Annotated in this window: 23 protein-coding genes; 22 read left to right on the forward strand and 1 reads right to left on the reverse strand. The window is 71.9% G+C overall.

The genetic code is table 11. From position 1 onward, the window contains the following. The first annotated feature begins 115 nt into the window (after window positions 1-115). The 21 genes from GA0070617_RS15415 (at window position 116) to GA0070617_RS15515 (ending at window position 23,514) form a co-directional block, all read left to right on the forward strand. Entirely contained in the window at window positions 116-1,201 is a 1,086-nt protein-coding gene (locus tag GA0070617_RS15415) for a beta/alpha barrel domain-containing protein (protein ID WP_091438230.1), read from the forward strand. A gap of 23 nt (window positions 1,202-1,224) precedes the next feature. Further along, a complete protein-coding gene (locus tag GA0070617_RS15420) occupies window positions 1,225-2,067 on the forward strand; it encodes a fumarylacetoacetate hydrolase family protein (protein WP_091438234.1) in 843 nt (280 codons plus the stop codon). Then, window positions 2,064-2,858, forward strand: coding sequence for an SDR family oxidoreductase (locus GA0070617_RS15425; RefSeq protein ID WP_091438239.1), 795 nt, complete (start codon window positions 2,064-2,066; stop codon window positions 2,856-2,858). The genes GA0070617_RS15420 and GA0070617_RS15425 overlap by 4 nt, the downstream gene beginning before the upstream one ends. Window positions 2,859-2,918: 60 nt before the next feature. Next, window positions 2,919-4,625 (forward strand): non-ribosomal peptide synthetase, encoded by a 1,707-nt coding sequence (locus GA0070617_RS15430; RefSeq protein WP_217628822.1) that lies wholly within the window; start codon window positions 2,919-2,921, stop codon window positions 4,623-4,625. A gap of 2 nt (window positions 4,626-4,627) precedes the next feature. Beyond that, the gene (asnB, locus tag GA0070617_RS15435; protein ID WP_091438243.1) at window positions 4,628-6,403 is read left to right on the forward strand and encodes an asparagine synthase (glutamine-hydrolyzing); all 1,776 of its coding nucleotides are present in this window, start codon (window positions 4,628-4,630) and stop codon (window positions 6,401-6,403) included. After that, on the forward strand, window positions 6,400-7,812 hold the full coding sequence (locus GA0070617_RS15440; RefSeq protein ID WP_175440547.1) for an AMP-binding protein: 1,413 nt from the start codon (window positions 6,400-6,402) through the stop codon (window positions 7,810-7,812). The genes asnB and GA0070617_RS15440 overlap by 4 nt, the downstream gene beginning before the upstream one ends. Window positions 7,813-7,844: 32 nt before the next feature. Then, a complete protein-coding gene (locus GA0070617_RS15445) occupies window positions 7,845-8,042 on the forward strand; it encodes an acyl carrier protein (protein ID WP_175440548.1) in 198 nt (65 codons plus the stop codon). Next, window positions 8,029-9,261 (forward strand): cytochrome P450, encoded by a 1,233-nt coding sequence (locus GA0070617_RS15450; RefSeq protein ID WP_091438254.1) that lies wholly within the window; start codon window positions 8,029-8,031, stop codon window positions 9,259-9,261. Before GA0070617_RS15445 ends, GA0070617_RS15450 begins: the two co-directional genes overlap by 14 nt. Continuing rightward, window positions 9,258-9,980, forward strand: coding sequence for a thioesterase II family protein (locus GA0070617_RS15455; RefSeq protein WP_091438257.1), 723 nt, complete (start codon window positions 9,258-9,260; stop codon window positions 9,978-9,980). Before GA0070617_RS15450 ends, GA0070617_RS15455 begins: the two co-directional genes overlap by 4 nt. Continuing rightward, on the forward strand, window positions 9,977-11,248 hold the full coding sequence (locus GA0070617_RS15460) for an APC family permease (protein ID WP_217628823.1): 1,272 nt from the start codon (window positions 9,977-9,979) through the stop codon (window positions 11,246-11,248). Before GA0070617_RS15455 ends, GA0070617_RS15460 begins: the two co-directional genes overlap by 4 nt. A 2-nt stretch (window positions 11,249-11,250) precedes the next feature. Beyond that, a complete protein-coding gene (locus tag GA0070617_RS15465) occupies window positions 11,251-11,943 on the forward strand; it encodes a thioesterase II family protein (RefSeq protein ID WP_175440549.1) in 693 nt (230 codons plus the stop codon). Further along, window positions 11,940-13,259, forward strand: coding sequence for an MFS transporter (locus tag GA0070617_RS15470; RefSeq protein ID WP_091438267.1), 1,320 nt, complete (start codon window positions 11,940-11,942; stop codon window positions 13,257-13,259). The genes GA0070617_RS15465 and GA0070617_RS15470 overlap by 4 nt, the downstream gene beginning before the upstream one ends. 15 nt (window positions 13,260-13,274) lie before the next feature. Beyond that, the gene (locus GA0070617_RS15475; protein WP_091438271.1) at window positions 13,275-15,176 is read left to right on the forward strand and encodes a condensation domain-containing protein; all 1,902 of its coding nucleotides are present in this window, start codon (window positions 13,275-13,277) and stop codon (window positions 15,174-15,176) included. Then, window positions 15,173-15,982 carry a thioesterase domain-containing protein gene (locus GA0070617_RS15480; protein ID WP_091438276.1) on the forward strand — a complete coding sequence of 270 codons (810 nt, stop codon included), beginning with the start codon at window positions 15,173-15,175 and terminating at the stop codon, window positions 15,980-15,982. Before GA0070617_RS15475 ends, GA0070617_RS15480 begins: the two co-directional genes overlap by 4 nt. Before the next feature lie 88 nt (window positions 15,983-16,070). After that, window positions 16,071-16,574 carry a redox-sensitive transcriptional activator SoxR gene (soxR, locus tag GA0070617_RS15485; RefSeq protein WP_091438280.1) on the forward strand — a complete coding sequence of 168 codons (504 nt, stop codon included), beginning with the start codon at window positions 16,071-16,073 and terminating at the stop codon, window positions 16,572-16,574. A 119-nt stretch (window positions 16,575-16,693) separates the two neighbouring features. Next, a complete protein-coding gene (locus tag GA0070617_RS15490) occupies window positions 16,694-18,226 on the forward strand; it encodes an ABC transporter substrate-binding protein (protein WP_091438285.1) in 1,533 nt (510 codons plus the stop codon). 19 nt (window positions 18,227-18,245) lie between these two features. Next, window positions 18,246-19,190, forward strand: coding sequence for an ABC transporter permease (locus tag GA0070617_RS15495; RefSeq protein WP_091438289.1), 945 nt, complete (start codon window positions 18,246-18,248; stop codon window positions 19,188-19,190). Beyond that, window positions 19,187-20,092 (forward strand): ABC transporter permease, encoded by a 906-nt coding sequence (locus GA0070617_RS15500; RefSeq protein WP_091438292.1) that lies wholly within the window; start codon window positions 19,187-19,189, stop codon window positions 20,090-20,092. Before GA0070617_RS15495 ends, GA0070617_RS15500 begins: the two co-directional genes overlap by 4 nt. Further along, entirely contained in the window at window positions 20,089-21,069 is a 981-nt protein-coding gene (locus tag GA0070617_RS15505; RefSeq protein WP_091438296.1) for an ABC transporter ATP-binding protein, read from the forward strand. Before GA0070617_RS15500 ends, GA0070617_RS15505 begins: the two co-directional genes overlap by 4 nt. Continuing rightward, window positions 21,069-22,076, forward strand: coding sequence for an ABC transporter ATP-binding protein (locus tag GA0070617_RS15510; protein ID WP_091438299.1), 1,008 nt, complete (start codon window positions 21,069-21,071; stop codon window positions 22,074-22,076). The genes GA0070617_RS15505 and GA0070617_RS15510 overlap by 1 nt, the downstream gene beginning before the upstream one ends. Before the next feature lie 136 nt (window positions 22,077-22,212). Beyond that, a complete protein-coding gene (locus tag GA0070617_RS15515; RefSeq protein ID WP_483308269.1) occupies window positions 22,213-23,514 on the forward strand; it encodes a multidrug effflux MFS transporter in 1,302 nt (433 codons plus the stop codon). A 73-nt stretch (window positions 23,515-23,587) separates the two neighbouring features. Here GA0070617_RS15515 and GA0070617_RS15520 read toward each other — a convergent pair whose 3' ends face one another. Then, entirely contained in the window at window positions 23,588-24,283 is a 696-nt protein-coding gene (locus tag GA0070617_RS15520) for a DUF1028 domain-containing protein (protein WP_091438302.1), read from the reverse strand. Window positions 24,284-24,375: 92 nt separating this feature from the next. Here GA0070617_RS15520 and GA0070617_RS15525 point away from each other — a divergent pair, with 92 nt between their 5' ends. Further along, window positions 24,376-25,158 (forward strand): TetR/AcrR family transcriptional regulator, encoded by a 783-nt coding sequence (locus GA0070617_RS15525; protein WP_091446466.1) that lies wholly within the window; start codon window positions 24,376-24,378, stop codon window positions 25,156-25,158. Window positions 25,159-25,174: the final 16 nt, after the last annotated feature.

Below are 25,174 nucleotides of genomic sequence, written 5' to 3' on the forward strand. Positions count from 1 at the left end.
GGGCAAAGTGGCAGATTGGCATACGTCATTGCTGCTGTGCCGATCCAATCATCAGTCAGTACGTCAAACGGGCCCGCGGTGTGGCGGGCGACGTTTCGATCGAGGGGTGCACGGAATGTTGTTGGCAAGTGGTCTGCTCGCAGACAAGTCGGGCGTCGAGCTGCTCGACTGCACACTGCGCGAAGGTTCGTACGCCGTCGACTTCAATTTCGACGAGGGCTTCGTGTCCCATCTTCTCGCCAATCTGAACGAGAGCCGAATACCGCGGGTCGAGATCGGCCACGGGATCGGGCTGGAGGCGGAGCGGGCCGGGGCCAAGGCCGGCAGCATCAACCACCACCGCTGGTGCGAACTTGCCAACTCGACCCTGACGAACAAACCGTGGGGCATGTTCGCCCAACCCGAGTTCACCCGGCTGGAGACCATCGCCGAGATGACCTACCGGGGCATGTCGTTCGTCCGGGTCGGCCTGGAGCCCGACCGGGTCGGGCAGCACCTGGACTACCTCAACCGGGCCACCGACCTGTGCGGACAGGTCTACCTGAACCTGATGAAGACCAGCGCCACCCCGGTCGACCAGCTCGTCGACATGCTCGACGGGGTGAGCCCGGCGGTGGCCGGGGTCTACGTGGTCGACTCCTACGGCGCGATGCTCCCCTCCGACGTGCAGCGGTACGTCGCCGCGGTCAAGCAGCGCTTCCCGGTCGTGGGTTTCCACGGCCACGACAACCTCGGCATGGCCAACGTCAACACCATGGTCGCCATCGAGGCCGGCGCCACCATGGTGGACGGCACCCTCAACGGCGTCGGTCGGGGCTCGGGCAACGCGGCCATCGAGGCGCTGGCCGGCATCATCAAACTCTCCCAGGACGACCTGTTCGACTACCGGGAACTGGCCAGGCTGGCCGAGTACTGCCGGGCCAACATGGACGTCATTCCCGAGGACCGCACCATGCAGGTGCTCGGTGGGGTCATCGGCATCCACTCCGGTTTCTTCCCGCTGATCGCGGAGCTGGCCGCCCAGTGCGACACCGACCCCGCGTGCCTGATGGAGGCGGCGGTCCGGATCGCCAGGCAGAGCGCCCGCAAGGCCGACTTCTACGCCGCGGCCAACAGTTTCACCACCGCCCCGAGCCCCTTCACCACCACGTCCAGCAGCTTCCCGAACGGGGCCGTGCTGCTGGACAAGATCGCCGCCTAGCCGACGTGACACGGGAGAAGACAGTGCGACTGGCCAGAGTGGGAGAGTCCGGAGCGACGCAGATCGTCGTGGGGCGTCACGACGCCTGGTTCCGGCTGACGAGCATTTCCGGATACGAGAGCGTCACCCGCCTCGCCGACATCGTGGGCGTACCCCAGCTGCGCGCGATCGCCGCCGCCGTCGACGACCAGGTCGACCGGCTGGAGACCGTCGAGGTCGACCTGGCGGTGGCCGGGGCGATCGCCGACGCCGACGCCGACATCTGGGGCGCCGGGCTCAACTACCGGCACCACTCCGAGGACCTGAACACCTCCCAGCCCGCCTCCGGTCCCGGTTCGTACCTGCGGCCCAGCGGCACCCTGGTGGGCAACGGTGGCACCATCGAGCTGCCCCGACAGTCCACCAGGGTGACCGCCGAGGCGGAACTGGGTCTGGTCGTCGGTCGCACCGCCAAGAACGTCTCCCGCGAGGACTGGCGCTCCGTGGTGGCCGGGGTCACCGCCGTGGTCGACATGACCGCCGAGGACGTGATCCGGGAGAACCCCCGCTACATCCCGTGGGCCAAGGGCTTCGACACCTTCTGCAGTCTGGGACCGGTGCTGGTCGGTCTGGACGAGTTCGGCGACGACCTCCTGCAGTCCCTGCAGATCACCACGGTGCGCAACGGGGAGAAGATCGCCTCGGCCACCCCGGCGGACATGAAGTACGACCTGGGCTACCTGGTGGAGTACTTCAGCGCCGGACGGACGCTGCGTCCCGGCACGGTCATCTGCACCGGCACGCCCGGCGCCGCCGTGATCAACCCCGGCGACACGGTCCAGGCCGTGGTGGAACACGTCGGCACGCTCACCCACCCGGTCCGGTGAACGGTCAGGTGGGCGGGGAGATGACGGTGGACGGCTCGGCCGGGCGACGTGCCCTGGTGCTCTGCGGCACCCGGGGGATCGGTCTCGGGGTGGCGCGCTGCCTGGCCCGCGACGGTCACTCGGTGACCGTGCAGGGCACCGATCCGGCGCGGGCCGCCGAGACGGCCGGTGGCCTGCCCGGCACCGGGCACTCCTCGTTCGCCTGCGACTTCGCCCGACCCGACGAGGTCGGCAAGCGGGTCGCCGAGACCGGACCGTACGACGTCATGCTGCTCAACTCGCCGGGCGCGGCGGCCGGCACGGTCGAGGGCCTCTCCACCGAGCAGCTGCGGCAGGCGGTCGACCTGATGCTCCTGTCGCTGCACAGCGCGGTCGAGGCGGTGCTCCCGACGATGCGGGACAACCGGTGGGGGCGGCTGGTCGCGGTCACCTCCAGCTCGCTGGCCACGCCGATCACCGGCCTGGCCGCCTCCTCGGTGGTCCGGGCCGCGGTGCAGTCCTACCTGAAACTGCTGGCCGAGAGCGTGGGCCGGTTCGGCATCACGGTCAACCACGTCATCCCCGGCAAGATCGACACCGATCGGCTCCGGTCGGTCGAGGCCGCCGGCGCCGCCCGCGCCGGCAGCGACCCCGACGCGGTACGCACCGCGACGCTGGCCGCCATCCCGGTGGGCCGGTACGGAACCCCGCAGGACGTGGGGGAGTTGGTGTCCTTCCTGGCCAGTGACCGGGCGGCGTACCTGACCGGCGTGGGGATCCCCTGCGACGGCGGTTACGTCCGGTCGATCTGAACGACAGCTCCAGACGCCCGCGCGCGGCGCGTCCGCCAACCGAGAGGAAGCCGAGGCGAGATGGAAACCCTGCAGATGTCCGTCGTCGACGGAGTCGCCCGCGCCGTGCGCGACCATCCGGACCGCGACGCCCTGCGCACCGTGGACACCACCATCAGCTACCGCAGGTTCGGTGAGCTCGTCGAGGACGTCGCGCACCGGATCGAGGCCGGTACCGTGCCCGGCGAGTTCGTCGGCATCCAGGCCGACCGGGGCGCCGGCGCGATCGTGGCCATGGTCGGGGCGATGCGCGCCGGCCGGCCGTTCGTCTTCGTCGACCGCCGCGACAGCGAGGCGTCGAACTCCGAGAAGCTGCGCCTGCTCGGCGTCCGGGTGCTGGCGCGTCCGGGTGCGGGCGACGACCCGGTACGGCTGACCGAGGTGCCGGACCGGTGGCGCTGTGCCGACGCGGCCCCGACGGACCTCCCGTTCGCCGCCGGTGAGCTGTGCTACGCCATCCAGACCTCGGGCTCGACCGGAAAACCGAAGTGCGTCCTGGTCCGTACCGCCCCGCTGGCGGCGGTGATCCGCGACCACGTCGACCGGCTGGGCATCAGCCCCGGCGACACGACCCTGCAGTTCGCCCGGTTGACCTTCGACGGCTGCATCACCGAGATCCTCTGGACGTTGACCGCGGGGGCGCGCCTGGTGGTGCTGGACGAGGCGTACCTCGCGCCCGGACCGGTGCTGCAGAACACCCTGGAGCGTTTCGGCGTCACCCACCTCAAGACCACCCCGTTCGCGCTCACCGTTACCGAACCCACCACGGCGATGAGCCTCAAGCACGTGATCAACGGTGGTGGCGCGTGCCGGCCGGCCGTGCTGCGCCGGTGGTCGACGGTGGCGAGCTTCCACAACGCGTACGGGCTGACCGAGACGACCGTGTGCAACCTGATTACCGACCCGCTCGACGCCGACGACTGCGCCGAGTCGGTGCCGCTGGGCGAGCTGGTGGGCGACTGCGACTACCAGATCCGCGACCTCGACGACCCGGCCGCCACGGCCACCCGGGGCGAGCTGGTGATCACCGGCAACAGCGTGGCCGCCGGCTACCTCACCGAACGGGGCGTACAGCCCTTCGGCACGCCCGGGGAGACGGCCGCCTACCACACCGGTGACGTCGTGGAGGCCCGCGCGGGCCGGCTGTACTACGTGGAACGACGCGACCGCCAGGTGAAGGTACGCGGCTACCGGCTCGACCCCGGTGAGATCGAGAGCGCCGTGTGCCGGCTGCCCGAGGTCCGCGACGCGGTGGTGGTGGCCGAGACCCACGACGGCGCGGACGCCGCCGACCTGGCCGCCCTGGTCTGCTACTACCAGGGCGACGCCGACGCCCGCGCGGTCCGCCGACACCTGGAGGGCCAGCTCGACCCGTACAAGATCCCCTCGGTCTTCACCCGGGTGGAGGTCTTCCCGCACACCCGCAACGGCAAGGTCGACCGGGACGCGCTGCAGGCGGGCCGGCTGGCCGCCGCCGAGACGGGTGGACCCACCGCCCCGGCCACCGACGCCGGCCAGGAGGTGCTGCGCCTGGTGCGGACCCTCACCGGCGTGGAGGACGTCGGCCCGAACGACAACTTCTTCGACGTCGGCGGCGACTCCGCCTCGGCCGTCGTCCTGGTCACCCGGCTCAAGGAGCTGGGCTGGGTCGACGTCGGGGTCCGTGACGTGCTGCGCGCCGAGGACCTGCGGGCCCTGACCGACCGGCTGCCGGAACGGAGCGTGTGACGATGTGCGGTCTGTGCGGGACCTTCGCTCCCGACGGGACCCTCGACCGGGGCGTCACCGCGGCGATGCAGTCGCGGCTGGTCCACCGGGGACCGGACGAGACGTACTCGTTCAACACCCCGATCCTGTCCATGAAGCTCGGCCGGCTCGGCATGACCGCGCTCGCCGACGGCTGGCAGCCCGCCGAGGACCGCAGCGGGCGGTACGTGGCGATGACCAACGGCGAGGTGTTCAACGAGCCGGAGCTGCGCACCCGGCTCGGCGGTCCCCGTCCGGCGAACCGGGTCGACGTGGCGGTCGTACCGGAGCTGTTCGCCCGCTACGGCCCGGACGGGCTCGCCCTGATCGACGGGCAGTTCGCCACGGCCATCTTCGACCGGGCGGAGAACCAGCTGTACCTCGGCCGGGACCGGTTCGGCGTCTGCCCGCTGTACTACGCCGACGTCGACGGCCTTACGCACTTCTGCTCGGAGCTGAAACCGCTGGTCAGCAGCGTTCCCGTGCAGTGGCACCTCGACGTCGGCGCGGTCGACCAGTACCTGTCGCTGGGCAACGTGGTGGCCCCCCGGACCCTGGTGCGCGGCGTGCGAGCGGTGCCACCGGGCTGCCTGGTCCGCTTCGGCGCGCACACCCCGACGACCCTGCGGTACTGGCGCTACGGCGAGTTCGCCGTCGCCGACCAGCCGGCCTCGGCCGAGGAGATCCGGGACACCGTGCAGCGGGCGGTGGCCGACCGGCTGCGCGCCGACGTGGAGATCGGCGCCTACCTCAGCGGCGGCTTCGACTCCACCACGCTGGTCATGGAGGCCGCCCGACTGCAGGAGAAACCGCCGCGTACCTTCTCGGTGCTCTTCGACGACGCCGCGTTGGACGAGGGCCGGTTCCAGCGTGAGGTGGCCGACGCGGTGGGCAGCGAACACCACCAGATCCGGTGCAGCCCCGCACACGTCGCCGCGGAGTTCGAGCAGATGGTGCGGCACTGCTGCTATCCGCAGCGGGAGACCTACAACGTGGCCGCCCTGATGCTCTCGCGGCAGGTCCGGCTCACCGGGCTCAAGGGGGTGATCTCCGGCGAGGGCGCCGACGAGCTGTTCTTCGGCTACGACTCGTACGCCTTCGACGGGGCCCGTCGCCGCACCCGCGATCCGCGCGCCGAGAACGAGCAGGCCTGGGGTCGGGCGGACTTCGCCTGGGAGGTCGACTGGCGCAAGGTCGAACGCCGACGGGAGCTCTGCCTCGCCCCGGGCACCACCGCCGCCCTGGCCGGCCAGGAGTTCTGGCGGGACCGGCTGATCCCCTTCGACGACCACGAGCTGGGCGAGCTGACCCCGATGCAGCTGCGCTCGATCGCCGACGTGTACGTCCAGCTCGGCGGGCACCTGCTCGGCGACCACGGGGACACCATGCTGATGGCCAACTCGGTCGAGGGCCGCTACCCGTTCCTCGGCAACTCCGTGGTGGACCTGGGGCTGCGTACCGCCGACACGCAGAAGGTCGTCGACTTCGAGGGCAAGGCGTGCCTCAAGCAGGCCTACGACGGGATCGTCCCGCAGCCCGTGCTGCACCGGGCGAAACAGGGCTTCACCGCGTACGGCCTGTCGGCGATCGCCGACCAACCCACCCTGGCGGCCTGGCGGGAACTGGTCGCCGACAGCGGCGTGTTCCGGCCGGACGCGCTCGACGCGTTGGTCGCGGCACAGACACCTGACAAGTGGGACGTCCGGCTGAGCGTGATCAGCATCAGCATGGTCATCGACGAACTGGGGTTGCGACTGTGACCGACGAGTGGCACGACCTGCTCCACGGCGACCGCTGGCGGTCGACCGGGACGCTCTGGGTCGAGGACGGTACCGAGTACACCTGGGAGCAGGTCGACGCGCTGGCCGCGACGATCGAGGAGCGCATCACCTCGGCCGGTCCGGTCCGGGTGGTGCGGGTCTGCTCCCCGGCGAAGCTGGGCTGCTTCGCGGGTCAGCTGGCGGCCTGGCGGACCGGCTGCGTGGCGATCGCCGACGACGGCACGCTCGGCCCGGCCGAGCTGGACCTGGTCCGGCCCGAGCTCACCCTCGCGGTGACCGTCGCGCCGCGACCGACCGTCGACGAACGGGAACGCGCGGCCGAGTCGTTGCCGCCGCAGCGGATCCCCGCCGAGGTCGTGGCGGTCAACTTCACCTCCGGCAGCACCGGCAGCCGCAAGGCCGTCGCGGTGACCCGGGGCAACCTGGTGGCGTTGTTCGGCTGCCGGGGCCTGGACGTGCCGGTGACCGACCGGCTGACCGCCGGCAGTTTCGCCCTGTCGGCGTACGACGGGTGGTGGTTCGACACCTGGAAGGCGGTCGCGGTCGGCGGACGGGTGGTCTGCCTGCCGAACGTCAACGAGGACGTCTTCGCCTGGCCGGAACTGGTCGAGAAGTACGCCGTCGACCGGGTGCTGCTGCCGGCCGCCGTCGTCGCCACGCTGGTCGAGGCGATGCCGGAGTGCCTGGCGGGCATCGGGTGGATCTTCAGCGGCGGTGAGCAGTTCCGGGCCACCACCTACCGGCAGGCCCGCCGGGCCGGCCTGACCAACCGGTTCGTCAACCTGTACGGCCCCACCGAGGCGACCTTCGCCACCCACCGCTACGACCTGCCGGAGACCCTGCCGTCGGCGACGATCCCCATCGGTCGGGCGTTGGACGGCTGCGAGCAGACCCTGCGCGATCTCGACGAGCCCGGTACCGACCGGCCCGAACTGGTCGTCGGCGGTCCGCTGGTCTGCCTGGGCTACCTGCGCGACGGTACGGTCAGCCGCCGGTTCACCGACCCCGAGGGCCGGCCGTCGTACCGCACCGGTGACCTGGTCGACGACCAGGACGGCGACCTGGTCTACGCCGGCCGCCGCGACAGCCAGATCAAGGTCAACGGGGTACGGGTCGACGCCGCCGCCCTGGAGCACCGGGTGACCGGCCTGGCCGGCGTGCTCGACTGTCGGGTCGTCCAGGACGAGCGGCTGACGGTCGCCTTCGTCCGCACCGCCGACACCCCGGGTGACCGCGACGTGCAGGTCGGCGTCGAGTCCGTGGTCCGGCAGTTCTCACCGGCGATCAGGGTGCACCTGATCGAGCGTTTCCCCACCAAGACCGGCGGCAAGGTCGACACCGCCGCCCTGATCAGCCTCCACCGGGAAGAAAGGGACGGACCGAAGTGAGCGGGATTTCGGTAGAAATGATCATCGATTGCGTGCGGAAGGTGGCCGACAAGGAGGTCGCGCCGGACACCGACATCTTCTCCGCCGGTGTCGACTCTTTGTCGGTGCTGCGCTGCCGGGCGATGCTGCGCCAGCAGACCGGCGTCCAGGTGCCCGGACACGTGTTCTTCGGCGGGCGTACCCCGGCGGGCATCGTCGAGCTGATCGGAGCGCAGCATGTTGGTCGTTGAGGACAGTCCGCTGTACTCGGCGCGGTTCTTCGCCGAGGACGACCCGTACGCCTACCTGGCCGACCTGCGCGAGAACGCCCCGGTGTCGCTGCACCGCCGTTCCGACGGATACGCGTTCTACGCGTTGACCCGCTACGCCGACGTGTACACCGCCTACGTCGACCACGTCCGGCTCAGTTCCGCCTACGGCACCATGGTCGACGGGTCGTACCGGCCGGAGAAGGACTCCGCCTCCGGTCGGATGCTCATCGTGGCCGACGAACCGGCCCACGGCATCATCAAGAAACCCATCAAGACCAGCGGTTTCAGTCGGGCGATGCTGGCCCGCATCGGCGAGACCGTCCGGCGCAACATCCGCGACGCGCTGGGTCAGCTGTCGGTGGGCGACCGCCTCGACTTCAGCACCGTCGTGGCGCCCGCGCTGCCCAAGGGCGTGTTGGAGGTGCTCTTCGGCATCGGCCCGGACGACGCCACCACCCTGCTGGACCACACCCGGGTGATGATCGGCTACCGCGACCAGGCCTACGTCGGGGACTCCCCGTTGGACTCGCTTGTCGACGCCCAGCTCGACGTCCTGGACTTCATCGACGACCTGATCGGCCAGCGGCTGCGCACCGGCGACGACCAGGACATGATCGGCTTCCTGGCGCAGTGCGTCGCCTCCGGCCAGCTGACCCGGGACGTGGCGCTGCTCAACGGCCTGAACGTGGCCGTCGGCGGCAACGAGACCACCCCGCACACGGCGAGCCTCTGCGTGAGCACCATTCACGACGAGCCCGCGCAGTGGCGCAAACTGGTCGACGGAAACGTCTCCAGCGACGTCGCCACCAACGAGTTCCTGCGCTGGACCTCGACAAACAGTTATGTCCAGCGGTTGACGGTTTCCGATGTCGAGATAGGTGGGTACACCATCCCCGCCGACAGCTTCGTCACCCTGTGGAACATGTCGGCCAACCGCGATTCGACGGTGTTCGACAACCCCGACTCGTTCATAATCGACCGACCCGACAACAAGCAGATCGCCTTCGGCGCGGGGGTGCACCGCTGCATCGGCGCACCGGCGGCGACCTTGGAGATTCAGATGTTCCTCGAGGAACTGGCCGCCTGGGACAAGGCATTCACCGTGGTGGGCACCCCGCAACGGTTGCACTCCAACTTCATGCTGGGCCTGACCGAACTGCCGGTCGAGGTGGTCAAGGCCCGGGACCTCGGCGCATGAGCCCGCATGCCGACCCCGTGGACCTGGTCGCCGCGTTCCCGGCGGCCGGCTCCGGCGGCACCACCCTGGAGCAGGTGGAGAAACTCGCCGCCCGGCGCGGCCTGGTGTACCTGGCCCTGGCCAACCCCGACTCGGTCGACGCGGTCGAGTCGGGGCGGTGGCGGGCGGCCACCGTCGAGCGGCTGCGGCAGGCCACCGCGGACCACCCGGTCGGCCGGGTGCTGCTGTTCGGCCACTGCATGGGTGGGCTCTCCGCGGTCCGGATCGCCGACGGCCTCGCCGCTGCGCTGGGGCTGCCGGTGCGGGTGCTGGCCGTCAACACCCCCTGCCCGGACCAGGCCGGCCGCATCCCGACCATGACCGACCTCTCCGACGCCGAGATCGGCACCCTGCTGGCCCACGACGGCTTCCCGCAGGACCTGCTCGACGACGAGGACATGCTCGCCGAGATCGCCGACGGGCTGCGCGACGAGGCCCGGGTCGCCGACCGGCTGGCCGAGCAGGTGGCCGCCGGCGACGCCGTCGCCACCCTGCACCTGCTGTCCATGCGCGGCGACGCGTTCATCCCACCCGAGCGGTGCGTCGACTGGTGGCGGCGGGTCGACGGCGACTTCCAGGTGATCGTCACCGACGGCGGCCACGGCATCGACGAGACATCGGTAGGGCTGCTCGAACGGGTGGTCACCGGAGCCCTGACCGACCAGGTGGAGCGGGTGTGAGCGATCTTCAGCGGAGGATGGGCGGTACGGTCGGCACCTTCGTGGCGCTGGCCACCATCCTGGGCAGCGGGATGATGATCCTGCCCGGCACCAGCTACCACGAACTGGGCCGGTCGGCGTGGATACCCTGGGCCGTCGCGGCGGTCTCGGTCGTCCCGCTGCTCTACTGCTACGCCTGGCTCGGCCGGCACCACCCGTCGGCCTCCGGGGTCGCGCACTACTCCGGGATCACCTTCGGCCCGGCGGTCGGCCGTACCGCCGGGATGCTGGCCGCCCTGGCGCTGGTGGCCGGCATCCCGGCGACCGCCATCACCGGTGGCCGCTACGTCGCCGAGTTCTCCGGCGTGGCCAGCCTCAACTGGGTGTTCCCGGTGGCCGTGCTGGTCGGTGCCACGGTGGTGGCGTGCCTGGGCGCCAACGTGTCGGGCCGGCTGCAGGTCGGCCTGATCGTCGCGCTGTTCGCCCTGGTGCTCTGCACCGCGGTCTTCGCGCTGAAGGCCAACGGGGTGACCGCACCGGCCACCACGCTGCCCCGCTTCGGCACCCTCGGCGCGGTGCTCACCGCCGTGTACGTGGCCTTCACCGGCTGGGAGACGGTGGCGTTCACCTTCGAGGAACACAAGCGCCCCGACCTCATCCCGCGGATCTTCGCCGCCTCGTACGTGATCGTGGTGGCGCTCTACGCGCTGCTGCTGTTGAGCCTCTTCGCCGTGGTGGACCCCGCCGAGAAGGCCCTGGAGTCGGCGCCGCTGCTGATCCTCGCCCAGCACGCCCTCGGTGACCTGGGCCGGCCGATCATGCTGCTGCTGGCCGTCGCGTGCATCACCGCCAACGTCTGCGCCTCGGTGTTCGCGTTGTCCCGGCTGGTCTTCGGCATGGCCCGCAGCGGCTACCTGCCCGCGCCGCTGAGCCGGGTCCGCGAGCACGACCGCAACCCGGTCACCGCGGTCCTGGCGGTCGGGGCGGCCCTGACCGCGATCGTGGTGCTCTCCACCAGCGGACTGGTCGGCTTCCAGGTGCTGTTCGTCGTCTCCGGCGGCATCTACTTCGTGCTGTACGGCGTCGGCGCCGCCGCGTTCGCCAAACTGGCCTCCGGCGAGCTGGCCCGGTGGGTGAGCGTGGCCTGCGCCGTGACGGTGCTCGCCGTGACCCTGCTGGCCGGCCCGCCGATGTGGCTGTGCTGGGCCCTGTTCGCCCTGCTCTGCCTGGTGTTCCTGCGGCTGCGCCGGCGACCGGCGGCACCGGTGACCTCCCCGGCCGGGAGGTGACCGTGGACGACATCGCGATCTTCTGCGGTGCCGGTTCCTTCGGCGGCGAGTTCCAGCCCCTGGTCGACGCGGTCGGCGCCGGGGCGTGGCTGGTGCGCTACCCGGGCCGCACCGGGCGTGGCTTCGGCGTGCCGGCGGAGTCGTTCGACGCCCTCGTCGACGGCTGCGCGAAGCAGATCGTCGACCGGGGGGCCGCCGGCACGGTGCTGCTCGGGCACAGTTTCGGCGCCTACGTCGCGTACGCCACCGCCCTGCGCCTGCCCCCGACCGTGCGGGTCAGTGCCCTGGTGCCGGTCGGCGCCACCGCACCCGCGCTGCTGGAGGTGCCGACGCGGGCCACCGGCACCCCCGCCGACGCGGCGGCGTACCTGGCCGACATCGACCCCGACGCGCTGGCCGCCGCCCCGTCGGACGACTGGCGCGAGATCGTCGCCGAGACGGTGGTGACCGACATGCGGCTGCTCACCGGCTTCGACACCACCGCCGCAGCCCGGCTGCCGGTCCCGATCCTCGCCGCCCGGGGCGACACCGACACGTTGGCCCCGGCCGACGGCGTCACCGCCTGGCGGCGGCACACCGAGCAGCCCTGCACGGTGCGCAGCTTCCCCGGCGGCCACTCCGGGGTCCTGCGCACGTCGGCGTTCGTGTCCTGGCTGGGTGAGCTGGTCGGCACCGGCGAGAGGAGACTGCCATGACCGTCGTGGACCACCCCGACGGCACCGTCGCGCCGGAGCCCCCCGCCGCGTCGGACCGGTCGCTCTGGCACAACCAGGACTTCCTCAAGTTCTGGTCCGGCGAGGCGCTGTCGCTGTTCGGCAGCCAGATCACCAACCTGGCCCTGCCGCTGACCGCGGTGATCTACTTCAACGCCACCGCCCAGCAGGTGGGTCTGCTGCGGTTCCTGCAGTGGGCGCCGTACCTGTTCCTGGCGATGCTCTTCGGCGTCTGGGTGGACCGCTACCGGCGAAAGCCGATCATGCTGCTGGCCAACAGCGTCCGGCTGGTCGCGATCGCGATGGTGCCGCTGCTGGCCTTCTACGACCTGCTGCCCATCGGCGGCCTGATGGTCATTGCCTGTGTGGTCGGGATCTTCTCGGTGCTGTTCGAGGTGAGCTGGCTGTCGTTCGTGCCCACCCTGGTCAAGCACCCGACGCGGTTCGTCGAGGCCAACCAGAAGATGGGCGTCACCCAGTCCACCGCCGACGTGGCCGGCCCCGGCGCGGCCGGGGTGCTGATCGGCTGGCTCGGCCCGCCCACCGCGCTGGTGGTCGACGCCCTGTCGTACCTGGCCTCGCTGGCCATGCTGCTCTGGATCCGCACCCCGGAGCCGGCCCCGCCCCGGGCGGCGCAACGCCACGTCGGCCGGGAACTCCTCGAGGGTGTGCGCTGGGTGTTCGGCCACCGGCTGCTGCGGCCGCTGGCCCTGCTGGCCCCGTTCACCAACTTCTCCCTCACCTGCGTGTCGACGCTGTTCCTGCTCTACGCCGTGCGGGACAAGGGCCTGAACGCAGCCACCGTCGGGTTGATCCTGTCGGTGTCGGCGGTCGGTGCGCTGGTGGGTGCCCTGGTCTCCCGGGCGATCATCCGCCGGTTCCCGGTCGGCCTGGTCTACGGGGTGGCCCTGGCCGCCATCTACACCACCCCGCTGCTGATCCCGCTTGCCGACGGCCCCCGGCCGGTGGTGGTCGGCCTGTTCATGCTCTCGCTGCTGCTGGGCTACCTCGGCTCGGGGCTGTCCAACGTGGTGCAGCTGACCATCCGCCAGACCAGCACCCCGACCGCGCTGATGGGCCGGATGAACGCGGCCTTCCGCACCCTGCTGTTCGGCGGGGCGGCGCTCGGCGGCCTGGTCGCCGGCCTGATCGGTGGCGCGATGAGCCTGCGTGCCGCGCTGACCGTGGTGGCGGTCGGCTCGGCGGCGATGGTCGTACCGCTGGCCCTGTCGTCGGTGGTGCGGCTACGCACGATGCCCGAACCGGTAGGCGACCCCGCGCCGGCCGGCACCGACTGACCCAAGGAGGACGACATGACGGTCGACATCGGATCCGACGACCGCCCCGACACCCGGGTCCGGCGGCTCTCCCTCGCCCAGGAACAACTGTGGTTCCTCGACCAACTCGCCCCCGGCGAGGCCACCTACACCGTGCTGATGGTGTGGCGGCTGCGCGGGCCGCTGCGGGTGGACCTGCTGCGCCGCGCCCTGACGCTGGTGGTGGCCCGGCACGAGGCGCTGCGGGTGACCATCGACCACGTCGAGGGCGAGCCGTACCAGCGGGTGACCCCCGCCGGCGAGGTGCCGCTGCCGGTGACCGACCTGCGTACGCTGCCGCCGGCCGAGCGGGAGCAGCGGGTCCGGGCCGAGATCGACGCCCGCCGCGACGAGCCGTTCGACCTGGCCGCCGGGCCGCTGTGCCGGTTCGCGCTGCTGCGGGTGGCCGACGACGAGTACGTGTTCTGCCAGGGCTTCCACCACATCGTCACCGACGGCTGGTCGGCCGCGGTGGTCAACACCGAGCTGGCCGGGGCGTACCGGAGCCTGTACGCCGGCGGCGAGCCCACCTTCGACGACGCCGACCTGGACTTCACCGGCTACGCCCAGGCCCAGCGGGACCGGCTCACCGGTGCGGTGCTCGCCGAGGATCTGGCGTTCTGGCGGGAGCGGCTGGCCGGCCTGCCGGTGCTGGACCTGCCGGCCGACCGGCCCCGCCCGGGCGCAGCCGAGCACCGGGGCGCGACGCTGATCCGGCAGTTCCCCGCCGACCTGCGCGGGCTCGTCCAGCGGCTGGCCGACGACCACAACGCCTCGCCCTTCATGGTGCTCGCCGCCGCGTTCGACCTGGTGCTCTCCCGCTACACCGGCGCGGTGGACGTACCGGTCGGGGTGCCCATGCTGGGCCGGCCGGAACCGGAGCTCGAGGCGCTGGTCGGTATGTTCGTCAACATGACGGTGCTGCGCACCGACCTGTCCGGGGACCCGACCTTCGGCGAGCTGATCGACCGGGTCGCCGACGGCACGCTGGAGCTCTACGAGCACCAGGAGGTCGCGTTCAACCAGGTGGTCGACGCGGTACGCCCGGTGCGTGACGCCGACCGCAACCCGTTGTTCGACGTCAGCCTCCAACTGCTCGGCGAGAGCAACTCGGGGGAGAACCTGGACCTGCCCGAGGTGACCGCCGAGTACGTGCCGCTGGAGTCGCGCACCTCCCGCTTCGACATGGCGATCAACCTCATCGACACCGGCGGCGGACTGCGGGCCAACGTCGAGTACGCCAGCGACCTGTTCGACAGGTGGCGCATCGAGGCGCTGCTCGGCCACCTGGAGACGGTCCTGCGCGGCGCCGCCGCCGACCCGGACCGGCGGTTGTCGCAGCTGGCGCTGGTGGCCGGCGCCGAGGCCGAGCAGCTCCTCGCCGCCGGCCGGGACGCCGACGCGACCGGACCGGTCTACGTCGTCGACCCGACGCTGAACCTGCTGCCCCGGGGGGTGCCCGGTGAGCTGCTGCGCGTCGTCGAGCCGACCGGCACCGACCCGCAGGCCGTCGCCGACCCGTTCCGCCCCGGCGGGTACGTCGTGCGCACCGGTGAGCGGGTGCGGTGGAGCGCCGACCTGCGCCTGGAAACCCTGGAGGGGCCCGGCGACGGTGCCGCCCCGGCCGGTCCGACGGCCGACGTCGCAGACGACGCGCCCCGGACGCCGACCGAGCAGCGGGTGGCCGACATCTTCGGCGAGGTGCTCTCCCGCGACGGCGTCGGCGCGCAGGAGTCCTTCTTCGCCGTCGGCGGCAACTCGTTGCAGGCGATGCGGGTGGTCAGCCGGATCAACAAGGGCTTCGGCATCAAGCTCAGCGTCCGGACGATGTACGGCAACCCGACCGTGCGGGCGGTCGCGGCGGCGGTCGACCAGAAGACGGGGGGCAGCGAGGCGTGACGACGTCACTCGACCTCGACCGGATCGTCCCGCTGGCCACCGGCGGCAGCGGGACACCCCTGTTCTGCGTGCACCCCGGCTCCGGGTCGGCGTACCCGTACCAGCCGCTGGCCGGGATCCTCGGCGACGACCGTCCGGTGTACGGCATCGAGGCCCCCGGCTTCGACGACGACCGCGAGCCGGTGACCTCGCTGCCCGCGCTCTGCGCCGAGTACGCCGACACCCTGCGGGCGTTCCGGCCGGCCGGGGACTTCCTGCTGCTCGGCTGGTCGCTCGGCGGGGTCATCGCCCTGGACCTGGCAAAACGGCTCACCGCGGCCGGGGCGCGGGTGCCCCGGGTGGTGCTGGTCGACGTCAGTGTGCCGCACCTCGCCGCGCTGCCGGACGAACGGGAGATCGCCGAGCGGTTCCTGCACGACCTGCTCGCCGCCGGCGGGACACCACCACCGTCGTTGGACGGCGTCCTGACCGGGCTGCCGGCCGACGCCGACGCGGCGGCGGTCTTCACCGCGGCGGTACGCGCCGGCGTCGTGCCGCCGGATCTGGACGAGGAACTGCTGACCGGGCGGTACGCGGTGTTCCACGCCCACGTCGAGGCGTCCTACGGCTACCAGGTGACCGGCGCGTACCACGGCCCGGTGGTGCACCTGGTCGCCGCGGACTCGGACGGGCCGCACCTGCGGTGGGCGCCGACCGTGACCGACCTGACCGAACACCTGGTACCCGGCACCCACCACTCGATCTGGGCCGGCGACGGGCTGCGCCGGCTGGCCGGGCTGGTCCGCTCGGCCCTGGCGGGCACCTGAGCGACCTCCACGCCTGCCGGGTTGACATCAACCGCGGTTGAGGTCGGAGGCTGGGCGGGTCAGGACACCGGACCGCAGAGGGGACGCCATGCCGCAGCTCGACGCCACGATGATCTGGTTGCGGCCCGGACAGGTGGCCGAGCGGGCCGGGGTGGCCGTCTCGGCGCTGCACTACTACGAGCGGCTCGGGTTGATCCGCAGCCGCCGGACCAGTGCGAACCGGCGCGAGTACCGGCGCGACACGCTGCGGGTCATCGCCTTCATCCGCACCGCCCAGCGGCTCGGGGTGCCGCTGCGCCGGGTCAAGGAGGCCCTCGACCAGTTCCCCGAGGGACAGGTGGCCACCGCCCGGGACTGGGCCCGGATCTCCCGGCAGTGGCGCGACGAGCTGACCGGCCGGATCGAGGAACTCACCGCGCTGCGGGACCGCTTCGCCGACTGCATCGGCTGCGGCTGTCTGTCGCTGACCTCGTGCCCGTACTCCAATCCCGACGACGTGCTCGGCCTACAGGGTGCCGGCGCCCGCCGGTTCCCCGACCACGGCCGCACCGACTGCCGGCCGACTCTCGACGTGGCCGGGACGTGCCGCTGACGACGGCCGGCGGGAGAGTTCCTGGCCGAACAGGTTTGCCCGACCGACGGGGTGGGGCAAGCAGACCGGACAGGACGCGGCAGGGTCGCGGGTCCGGTCGACGGAGGGGGAGCAGGTCCATGACCAGATCCAGATTGGTCGGAGCGTTCGTCGCACTCTCCCTTGTGGGGTTGGTCGGCTGCAGCTCCGGTGAGAGCGTCGACGTCGGGGGAGCCGACCCGACCGGCGGCACCGGAGGGATCCTCAACGCCGCCATCGGCGGCGAACCGGACCAGCTCGACCCGCACCGCACCTCGGCCTACTACAGCTTCCAGGTGCTGGAGAACGTCTACGACACCCTGGTCGAGCCGGACGCCGACCTGAAGATGGCACCGGCGTTGGCGACGAGGTGGACCACCAGCGACGACCAGTTGACCTGGACCTTCACCCTGCGTGAGGGGGTGCGGTTCTCCGACGGCTCACCGCTGACCGCCGACGACGTGGTCTACTCCTACACCCGGATCATCGACGGGAAGCTCAACGCCGCGTACAAGTTCGAGACCGTCCGGTCGGTGACCGCCACCGACCCGGCCACCGTGGTGGTCACCCTGACCGCGCCCACCCCGAACCTGCTGGCCAACCTCGGTGGCTTCAAGGGCGTGGCGATCGTCAAGAAGTCCAACGTCGAGTCCGGCGAGATCACCACCAAGCCGGTCGGCACCGGGCCGTTCGCGGTGGCGAGCTACACCTCCGGCGACAGCATCCAGCTGACCCGCAACGAGCACTACTGGGCGGGCCCGACCCGGCTCGACGGGGTGCGGTTCACCTTCGTCTCCGACCCGACGGTGGCCCTGCAGAACCTGCGCGGCGGCGAGGTCGACTGGACCGACAACCTGCCCCCGCAGCAGGTCGACTCGCTCAAACAGGACGACCGGCTCACCGTGGAGTCGGCGCCCTCGACCGACTACTGGTACCTCGCCCTCAACCAGGGCCGGGCCCCCTTCGACAACGTGGCGGTCCGCCGGGCCGTCGCCTTCGCCCTGGACCGGGAGGCGATCACCCGGGCGGCCAAGTTCGGTCAGGCCACGGCGAACCAGACCGCCATCCCGCAGGGCAGCAACTGGTACTACGAGTACGCGCCGTACCGCCACGACGTCGCCCAGGCCCGTCAGCTGCTGGACCAGGCCGGCGTGCGCGACCTGAGCCTGGACCTGATGGTGACCAGCGAGTACCCCGAGACGGTCAGCGCCGCGCAGGTCATCGCGTCCCAGCTCGGCGAGATCGGGATCGACGTCAAGATCCGCACCCTGGACTTCGCCCAGTGGCTCGACGAACAGGGCAAGGGCACCTTCGACGCGTTCCTGCTGGGCTGGCTCGGCAACATCGACCCGGACGAGTTCTACTACGCCCAGCACCGCACCGGCGGGACGTTCAACTTCCACAAGTACAGCAACCCGGCCGTGGACCGGCTGCTCGACCAGGCCCGTACCCAGACCGACGAGGCGGCCCGCAGGCAGACGTACCAGCAGGCGGCGAAGCAGATCGTCGACGACGCCAGCTACGTCTACCTGTACAACCCGAACGTGGTGCAGGGCTGGTCGACGCAGGTGAGCGGCTACCAGGTCCGCACCGACCGGGCTATCCGGTTCCGCGACGTCGGCCTGACCGGCTGAGTCGGCGGGGAGACGCGACGTGGGTCGGTTCATCCTCCGTCGACTGTTGCAGTCGGCCGTCGTGCTGCTCGGGGTGACGCTCGTCGTCTTCCTGCTGCTGCAACTGGTCCCGGGCGATCCCGTCCGGGTGGCGCTCGGGACCCGGTTCGACCAGGAGACGTACGACGCGCTGCGGGAACGCTCCGGGCTGGACCGGCCCCTGGTGGAGCAGTACCTCAGCTATGTCGCGCACGCCCTCACCGGCGACCTCGGCGTCAGCTTCCGCAGCGGGCAGCCGGTCACCACCATCGTGCTGGACCGGCTGCCCGCGACGCTCTCCCTGGCGGTGACCGCGGTGCTGCTGGCCCTGCTGGTCGCCGTCCCGCTGGGCGTGCTCTCCGCGGTGCGCAGTGGCTCGCTGCTGGACCACGCCGCCCGGGTGTTCAGCCAGTTCGGGGTCTCGGTGCCCGACTTCTGGATGGGCATCATGGCGATCCTGCTCTTCGCCGGCGTCCTCGGCTGGCTTCCCCCGTCGGGGTACGTGGCGTTGACCGACGACCCGCTGCGGTGGGCCTCCCACGTGATCCTGCCGGCGGCCTCGGTCGGGCTGGTGACCGCCTCGATCCTGACCCGCTTCATCCGGTCCTCGGTCCTGGAGGTGCTCTCCGAGGACTACGTACGCACCGCGGAGGCCAAGGGCCTGCGGCCCCGGGTGGTGGTGTCACGGCACGTGCTGCGCAACGCGTTGATCCCGGTGGTGACCGTGGTGGCGGTGCAGGTGGCCAGCCTGGTGGGCGGGGTGATCGTGATCGAGGTGCTGTTCGCCTGGCCGGGCGTCGGCCGGCTGACCTACGACGCGGTCCAGGCCCGCGACTATCCGGTGCTGCAGGGCGCCGTGCTCTTCGTCGCCAGCCTGTTCCTGCTGGTGAACCTGCTGGTGGACATCCTCTACGCCCGCCTCGACCCGCGGATCACCCTCCGATGACCGGCCACCGCGACGCCGCGTCGACCGGCCCCGACGACGGCACCTGGCGCCGGGTGTTGACGGCGCTGCGCCATGACCCGCTCGCCCTGGGCGGCGCCCTGGTGCTGCTGGTCCTGCTCGTGGTCGGGGTGGCCGGGCAGTGGCTCGCCCCGGCCGGGATCAACGAGGTCGACGTGGACCGGATGTTGCAACCGCCCAGCCTGGACCACCCGTTCGGCACCGACGAACTCGGCCGCGACGTGCTCAGTCGGGTGCTGGTCGCCGCCCGGGTGTCGTTGCAGGTCGGCCTGGTCAGCGTGGGCATCGCGCTGACCGTCGGGGTCACCGTCGGGCTGCTGGCCGGGTACTACCGGGGCTGGGCCGACAACGTGCTGATGCGCGGCATGGACGTGTTGTTCGCGTTCCCGGTGCTGCTGCTGGCCGTGGCCATCGTGGCGGTGCTCGGGCCCGGCCTGCGTACCGCGATGGTGGCGATCGGGGTGGTCTACACGCCGATCTTCGCCCGGGTCACCCGGGCCAGCGTGCTGGCGGTCCGGGAACAGGACTTCGTCCGGGCCGCCATCTCCATCGGCACCTCCGACCTGCGCATCATGCGCCGGCACGTGCTGCCGAACGTGGCGGCGCCGCTGATCGTGCAGACCTCGCTGTCGCTGGCCTTCGCGATCCTCTCCGAGGCCGCGCTCTCCTTCCTCGGCCTCGGCATCCAGCCACCCGACCCGGCCTGGGGCAGGATGCTCTTCGACGGCCGGGGGTTCGTCACCGACGCCTGGTGGCTGGGGTTCTTCCCCGGAGCCGCGATCTTCCTCACCGTGCTGGCGTTCAACCTGGTCGGTGACGCGCTGCGCGACGTGCTGGACCCGCGTCAGCTCACCGTCAACGAGGCCAGGAGGAGCAGCCGATGACGACCACCCGGGAGGTACTCGCCATCGAGGGTCTGACGGTGACCCTGGGCACCCGTCGTGGCCCGGCCCACGCGGTCGCCGGCGTCGACTGGTCGGTACGGGCCGGGCAGACCCTCGCCCTGGTCGGCGAGTCCGGCAGCGGCAAGAGCATGACGGTGCTGGCCGCGACCGGTCTGGCACCCCGCACGGCCCGGGTCACCGGGCAGGTCCGGCTGCTCGGCGAGGAGTTCACCACCCTGCCCGAGCAGCGGCGACGCCGGATGCGCGGTCGGCACGTCGGGTTCGTCTTCCAGGACCCGATGACCTCGCTCAACCCGGTGCTGACCGTCGGCCGGCAGGTCGCCGAGGCCGGCGAGGAACACCTGGGGCTGACCCGTCGGCAGGCCCGCCGACGGGCGGTGGAACTGCTCGACCTGGTCGGTATCCCCTCGGCGGACCGGCGGGTCGACGAGCACCCGCACCAGTTCTCCGGGGGGATGCGGCAGCGGGCCGTCATCGCCATGGCGTTGGCCTGCGAACCGGACCTGCTGATCGCCGACGAGCCGACCACCGCCCTGGACGTCACCACCCAGGCCCAGATCATCGAACTCGTCGCCGACCTGCAACGCCGACTCGGTACCGCGGTCGTCTGGATCACCCACGACCTGGGGGTGGTGGCCGGGGTCGCCGACACCGTGGCGGTCATGTACGGCGGACGGATCGTCGAGCAGGGCACGGTCGACGAGGTGTTCGCCAGTCCGTCGCACCCGTACACCCGGGCGTTGCTGGCCGCCCGGCCCGACCCGGCGCGCTCCGGTGGTGACCTGCCGGCCATCCAGGGCTCCCCACCGAACCCACTGGACCTCCCCGCCGGCTGCGCGTTCTGGCCCCGCTGCCCGGTACGCGGCGACGCCCGCTGCGAAAACGAGCTGCCGCCGCTGACCGAGATCAGCCCGGGCCACCGGGTCCGTACCTTCTATCCACGGTCGGAGGCGTGATGAGCACCGCGGCCGAGGCGGCGCACGTCGCCGAGCTCGACGACCTCAGGGTGTGGTTCCCGGTGCGCGGCGGCCCGCCGGTACGCGCCGTCGACGGGGTCTCACTGCGCATCCGGCGGGGGGAGACCCTCGGGCTGGTCGGGGAGTCCGGCAGCGGCAAGTCGACCACCGGGCTGGCGTTGCTGCGGCTGGTCGACCCGAGCGCCGGCCTGATCCGGGTGGCGGGCCAGGACGTCACCGGGTGGTCCCGACGTCGGCTGCGGGGGCTGCGCCGCCGGGTGGCGATGGTCTTCCAGGACCCGCAGGCGTCGCTGGACCCGCGCCGCACCATCGGCGAGAGCATCGCCGAGCCGCTGGTCGTGCACCGGCTGGCCGACTCCGCCCAGGCGCGTCGGCGTCGGGTCGGTGAGCTGCTGGACCTGGTGGGTCTACGCGCCGAGGTGGCCGGGCGGCACCCGCACGAGCTCTCGGGTGGGCAACGGCAGCGGGTCGGCATCGCCCGTGCCCTGGCCGGTGAGCCGGACCTGATCGTCCTGGACGAGCCGATCGCCTCGCTCGATCTCAGCGTCCAGGCGCAGATCATGAACCTGCTGCGCAGCCTGCAACGGGACCTGTCGTTGACGTACCTGTTCATCGCCCACGACCTGGCGGCCGTGGAGCACATGAGCGACCGGGTCGCGGTGATGTACCTGGGTCGGATCGTGGAGACCGGCACCCCGGCGCAGCTGTACCGGGCGCCCGCCCACCCGTACACCGCCGCGTTGCTCTCGGCGATCCCGGTCGCCGATCCGCAGGTCGAACGGCACCGGCGGCGGATCATCCTGCATGGTGACATCCCCAGTCCGACGAACCCGCCCAGCGGCTGCCGGTTCCGTACCCGCTGCCCGCAGGCCCGGGCGGACTGCGCCGACACCGAACCGCTGCTCGCCCCGGTGGCCGACGGACACCGGGTGGCCTGCCACTACGCCGGTACGGCGGTCGAGGCGATGCGCGCCGACGAGGGCTGAACGTGACCGACGAGTCGCTGTGACCGTGCTTACTCCGGAAAGCGGGAATCAGCGCGCGGGTCGAGGATTTGCAGCAGAGTGTGACTGTTGCGCTGATCCCCACCGGACGCCGGCTTCCCGCCGGTACCCCTGACCCATGGTCGGAGCCGAGCCGATGACCGCACCGAGCAAGACCGTCGGCCCGCCGGCGGCGGCGCTGACCCCGGGCGAGCTGATGAGCACCGGGCAGCGGCTGCGCCTGGTCCTGGTGCTCGGCTCGCTGGTGGCGCTGGGCCCGCTGACCATCGACATGTACCTGCCCGCGTTCCCGGCGATCGTCGAGGACTTCCGGACCACCTCGGCGGCGGTGCAGCTGACCCTCACCGGCACCCTGGCGGGGTTGGCGGTCGGCCAGTTGCTGATCGGCCCGCTCTCCGACGCCGTCGGGCGGCGCCGGCCGCTGATCGCCGGCATCGTGCTGCACGTCGTGGCCTCGCTGCTCTGCGTGGTCGCGCCGACCATCGCGGTGCTCGGCGCGCTGCGGGTGGTGCAGGGTCTCGGGGTGGCGGCGACCTCGGTGGTGGCGATGGCCGTGGTACGGGACCTGTTCGGTGGGGTGGCCTTCGCCCGCCTGCTGTCCCGGCTGCTGCTGGTGATGGGTGCGGCACCGGTGCTCGCCCCGACCCTCGGCGGTGGGCTGCTGCGCTGGACGAACTGGCAGGGCGTGTTCGTCGCGCTGGCCGTCTTCGGGTTGCTGCTGGTCGGGGTCGCCGTGGTCGGCCTGGCCGAGACGCTGCCGCCGGCCCGACGACGGCGTGGGGGAGTGGTGGCGACCGCCCGGGTGTACGGCTCGCTGCTGCGTGACCGTACCTTCGTGGGTCTGGTCCTGGTCGCCGGGCTGGCCATGGCGGCGCTGTTCGCCTACGTCTCCGGGTCGTCGTTCGTGCTGCAGGGACAGTACGGGCTCAACGAACAGGAGTTCGGACTGGCCTTCGGCGCGGGCGCGATCGGGTTGATCGGGGCGACCCAGTTCAACGTGCGGCTGCTGCGGTGGTGGTCGCCGCAGCGGATCCTGATGGTGGCCCTGGGCGTCGGCACCGGCGCCGGATTGGTGCTGCTCGCGGTGGCCGCGACCGGGTTCGGTGGGCTGCCGAGTCTGTTGGTGTCGTTGTGGGTGGTACTGGCGGCGGCGGGTCTGGCCATGCCGAACGCGCCGGCCCTGGCGTTGTCCCGGCACGGTGAGGCGGCCGGCACCGCCTCGGCCCTGCTCGGGGCGGTGCAGTTCGGGGTGGGCGCGCTGGCGGCCCCGCTGGTGGGGGTGCTGGGCACCGGGGCGACGGCGATGGCCGTCGTGGTGGCCGGCGGAATGCTGGCCGCCACCGCGGTCCTGCTGGTCGTGGTGCGACCCGGTCGGCTCGCCGGCCTGGAGCCGGATCCGGTGGCCGTGCCCGCGCACTGAGCGGCGCGGCACCGAGCCGGCTCCGCCGGGCCGTCCGTGCGCCGAAGGTACCTGGGCGTCGCGGCGGTGCCGGTCAGGCGCCCGCCGTGCCGCCGGCGAGGACCTGGCGCGCCGATTCCCCCATCGGGTCGTCGCGCGTGGGCAGGCCCCGCACGATCGGCAGCATCTGCTCCTGGAACACCCCGTAGAGGCGCCGCAACTCCCGGGCCGGGTCGTCGGCGTCGTCGACCCGCAGGTCCCACAGCGGGTACGGCTCCTCGGAGATGACCGTGATGGTCGCCGAGCCGGCCCCCTTGCGGTCCCCGCCGCTGTCCTCGCCCGCCTCGATGGCGCAGAGCAACCGTTCGACCAGGTCGGCCTCCGGGTCCTGCTGGTAACCGCGGACGATGGCCGCCAGGGTCTCGGGGCCGGCCAACCGGTTGCCCTGGGCGGCGAAACCGGACCCGACGTGCTGGCCCGACCAGGGCAGCGTCCTGGCACCGGTGAACGCGTGGGAGCGGCCCTGGGCGTCGACGACACCGGCCTGGCGGACGTCCCGTCCCGGGTCGTTGGCCAGCAGTTCGTCGAAGACCTCGCGGGGAGAGCGCCCCTCGGCGAGCATCGGCAGGCCGTCGTAGGCCAGGAAGGGGTTGTGGGTGGCCTGGGTGGCCACCGCCCCGGCACCGTTGCGCACGTGGGAGAGCAGCTTGCCCACCCCGGCGGTGGCGGTCAGGGCCGCCACCCCGAGCTGGCCGGTACGGGGACAGCGGGCGACGATGGAGAAGGTCATGGCCCCTCCCTACCCGCCCGGTGGGAATCCCATACGTGGCGGCGGTCCCACCCGGCTCGGTGGGCCGACCGGGATCGGGCAGGATGGTCGGCATGCCCGGTGACCGCAGAACCGTCGTCGACCCGGCCCGGAGCCTGGCGATCCTCTGGCGCACCCGGGAGCCGGTCAGCCGGGGCGGCGGCCCGGCGCTCAGCGTCGACCGGATCGTCCGCCAGGGCATCAAGATCGCCGATGCCGAAGGCCTCGGCGCCCTCACCATGCGGCGGGTGAGCGACGCCCTCGCCGTCGGCACCATGTCGGTCTACACCTACGTGCCGGGCAAGGCCGAACTGCTCGACGTCATGGTCGACACCGTGTACGCCGAGACCGCACGACCGGCCGAGCCGACCGGCTGGCGGGCCCGGCTGGAGCAGGTGGCCCGGGAGAACTGGGCGCTGTACCGACGTCACCCGTGGCTGCTGCAGGCCGAGACGTCCCGTCCGGTGCTCGGCCCCAACCTGATGGCCAAGTACGACTACGAACTACGCGCCGTCGACGGCGTCGGCCTGACCGACCTGGAGATGGACAGCGTGCTCACCCTGGTGCTCGGGCACGTCAAGAGCGCCGCCCGGGCCGCCTGGGACCAGGTGAACCTGGAACGCGACACCGGCCTGACCGAGGGACAGTGGTGGCAGTCGCACGCCCCCTACCTGAAGCGGTACGTCGGCGACGACACCTATCCCACCGCGACCCGGGTGGGCACCGCCGCCGGCCAGGCCCACGGCGCGGCCTACCACCCGGAGCACGCCTTCGAGTTCGGCCTGCAGCGGGTGCTCGACGGCATCGCCGTGGTGGTCGAGACCCGTACCACCGACACCGCGGGCCCGGCGAGCTGAGTCGACACCGCTCGAC

This window comes from Micromonospora yangpuensis (genome assembly GCF_900091615.1).
GTDB classification, from domain to species: domain Bacteria; phylum Actinomycetota; class Actinomycetes; order Mycobacteriales; family Micromonosporaceae; genus Micromonospora; species Micromonospora yangpuensis.

What these genes read in the sequence shown, in the direction of transcription:
- GA0070617_RS15415 (WP_091438230.1), top strand. Translation starts at nt 116, where the DNA reads ATGTTGTTGGCAAGTGGTCTGCTCGCAGACAAGTCGGGCGTCGAGCTG.
- GA0070617_RS15430 (WP_217628822.1), top strand. Translation starts at nt 2,919, where the DNA reads ATGGAAACCCTGCAGATGTCCGTCGTCGACGGAGTCGCCCGCGCCGTG.
- asnB (WP_091438243.1), top strand. Translation starts at nt 4,628, where the DNA reads ATGTGCGGTCTGTGCGGGACCTTCGCTCCCGACGGGACCCTCGACCGG.
- GA0070617_RS15450 (WP_091438254.1), top strand. Translation starts at nt 8,029, where the DNA reads ATGTTGGTCGTTGAGGACAGTCCGCTGTACTCGGCGCGGTTCTTCGCC.
- GA0070617_RS15455 (WP_091438257.1), top strand. Translation starts at nt 9,258, where the DNA reads ATGAGCCCGCATGCCGACCCCGTGGACCTGGTCGCCGCGTTCCCGGCG.
- GA0070617_RS15470 (WP_091438267.1), top strand. Translation starts at nt 11,940, where the DNA reads ATGACCGTCGTGGACCACCCCGACGGCACCGTCGCGCCGGAGCCCCCC.
- GA0070617_RS15475 (WP_091438271.1), top strand. Translation starts at nt 13,275, where the DNA reads ATGACGGTCGACATCGGATCCGACGACCGCCCCGACACCCGGGTCCGG.
- soxR (WP_091438280.1), top strand. Translation starts at nt 16,071, where the DNA reads ATGCCGCAGCTCGACGCCACGATGATCTGGTTGCGGCCCGGACAGGTG.
- GA0070617_RS15490 (WP_091438285.1), top strand. Translation starts at nt 16,694, where the DNA reads ATGACCAGATCCAGATTGGTCGGAGCGTTCGTCGCACTCTCCCTTGTG.
- GA0070617_RS15500 (WP_091438292.1), top strand. Translation starts at nt 19,187, where the DNA reads ATGACCGGCCACCGCGACGCCGCGTCGACCGGCCCCGACGACGGCACC.
- GA0070617_RS15505 (WP_091438296.1), top strand. Translation starts at nt 20,089, where the DNA reads ATGACGACCACCCGGGAGGTACTCGCCATCGAGGGTCTGACGGTGACC.
- GA0070617_RS15510 (WP_091438299.1), top strand. Translation starts at nt 21,069, where the DNA reads ATGAGCACCGCGGCCGAGGCGGCGCACGTCGCCGAGCTCGACGACCTC.
- GA0070617_RS15515 (WP_483308269.1), top strand. Translation starts at nt 22,213, where the DNA reads ATGGTCGGAGCCGAGCCGATGACCGCACCGAGCAAGACCGTCGGCCCG.
- GA0070617_RS15520 (WP_091438302.1), bottom strand. Translation starts at nt 24,283, where the DNA reads ATGACCTTCTCCATCGTCGCCCGCTGTCCCCGTACCGGCCAGCTCGGG.
- GA0070617_RS15525 (WP_091446466.1), top strand. Translation starts at nt 24,376, where the DNA reads ATGCCCGGTGACCGCAGAACCGTCGTCGACCCGGCCCGGAGCCTGGCG.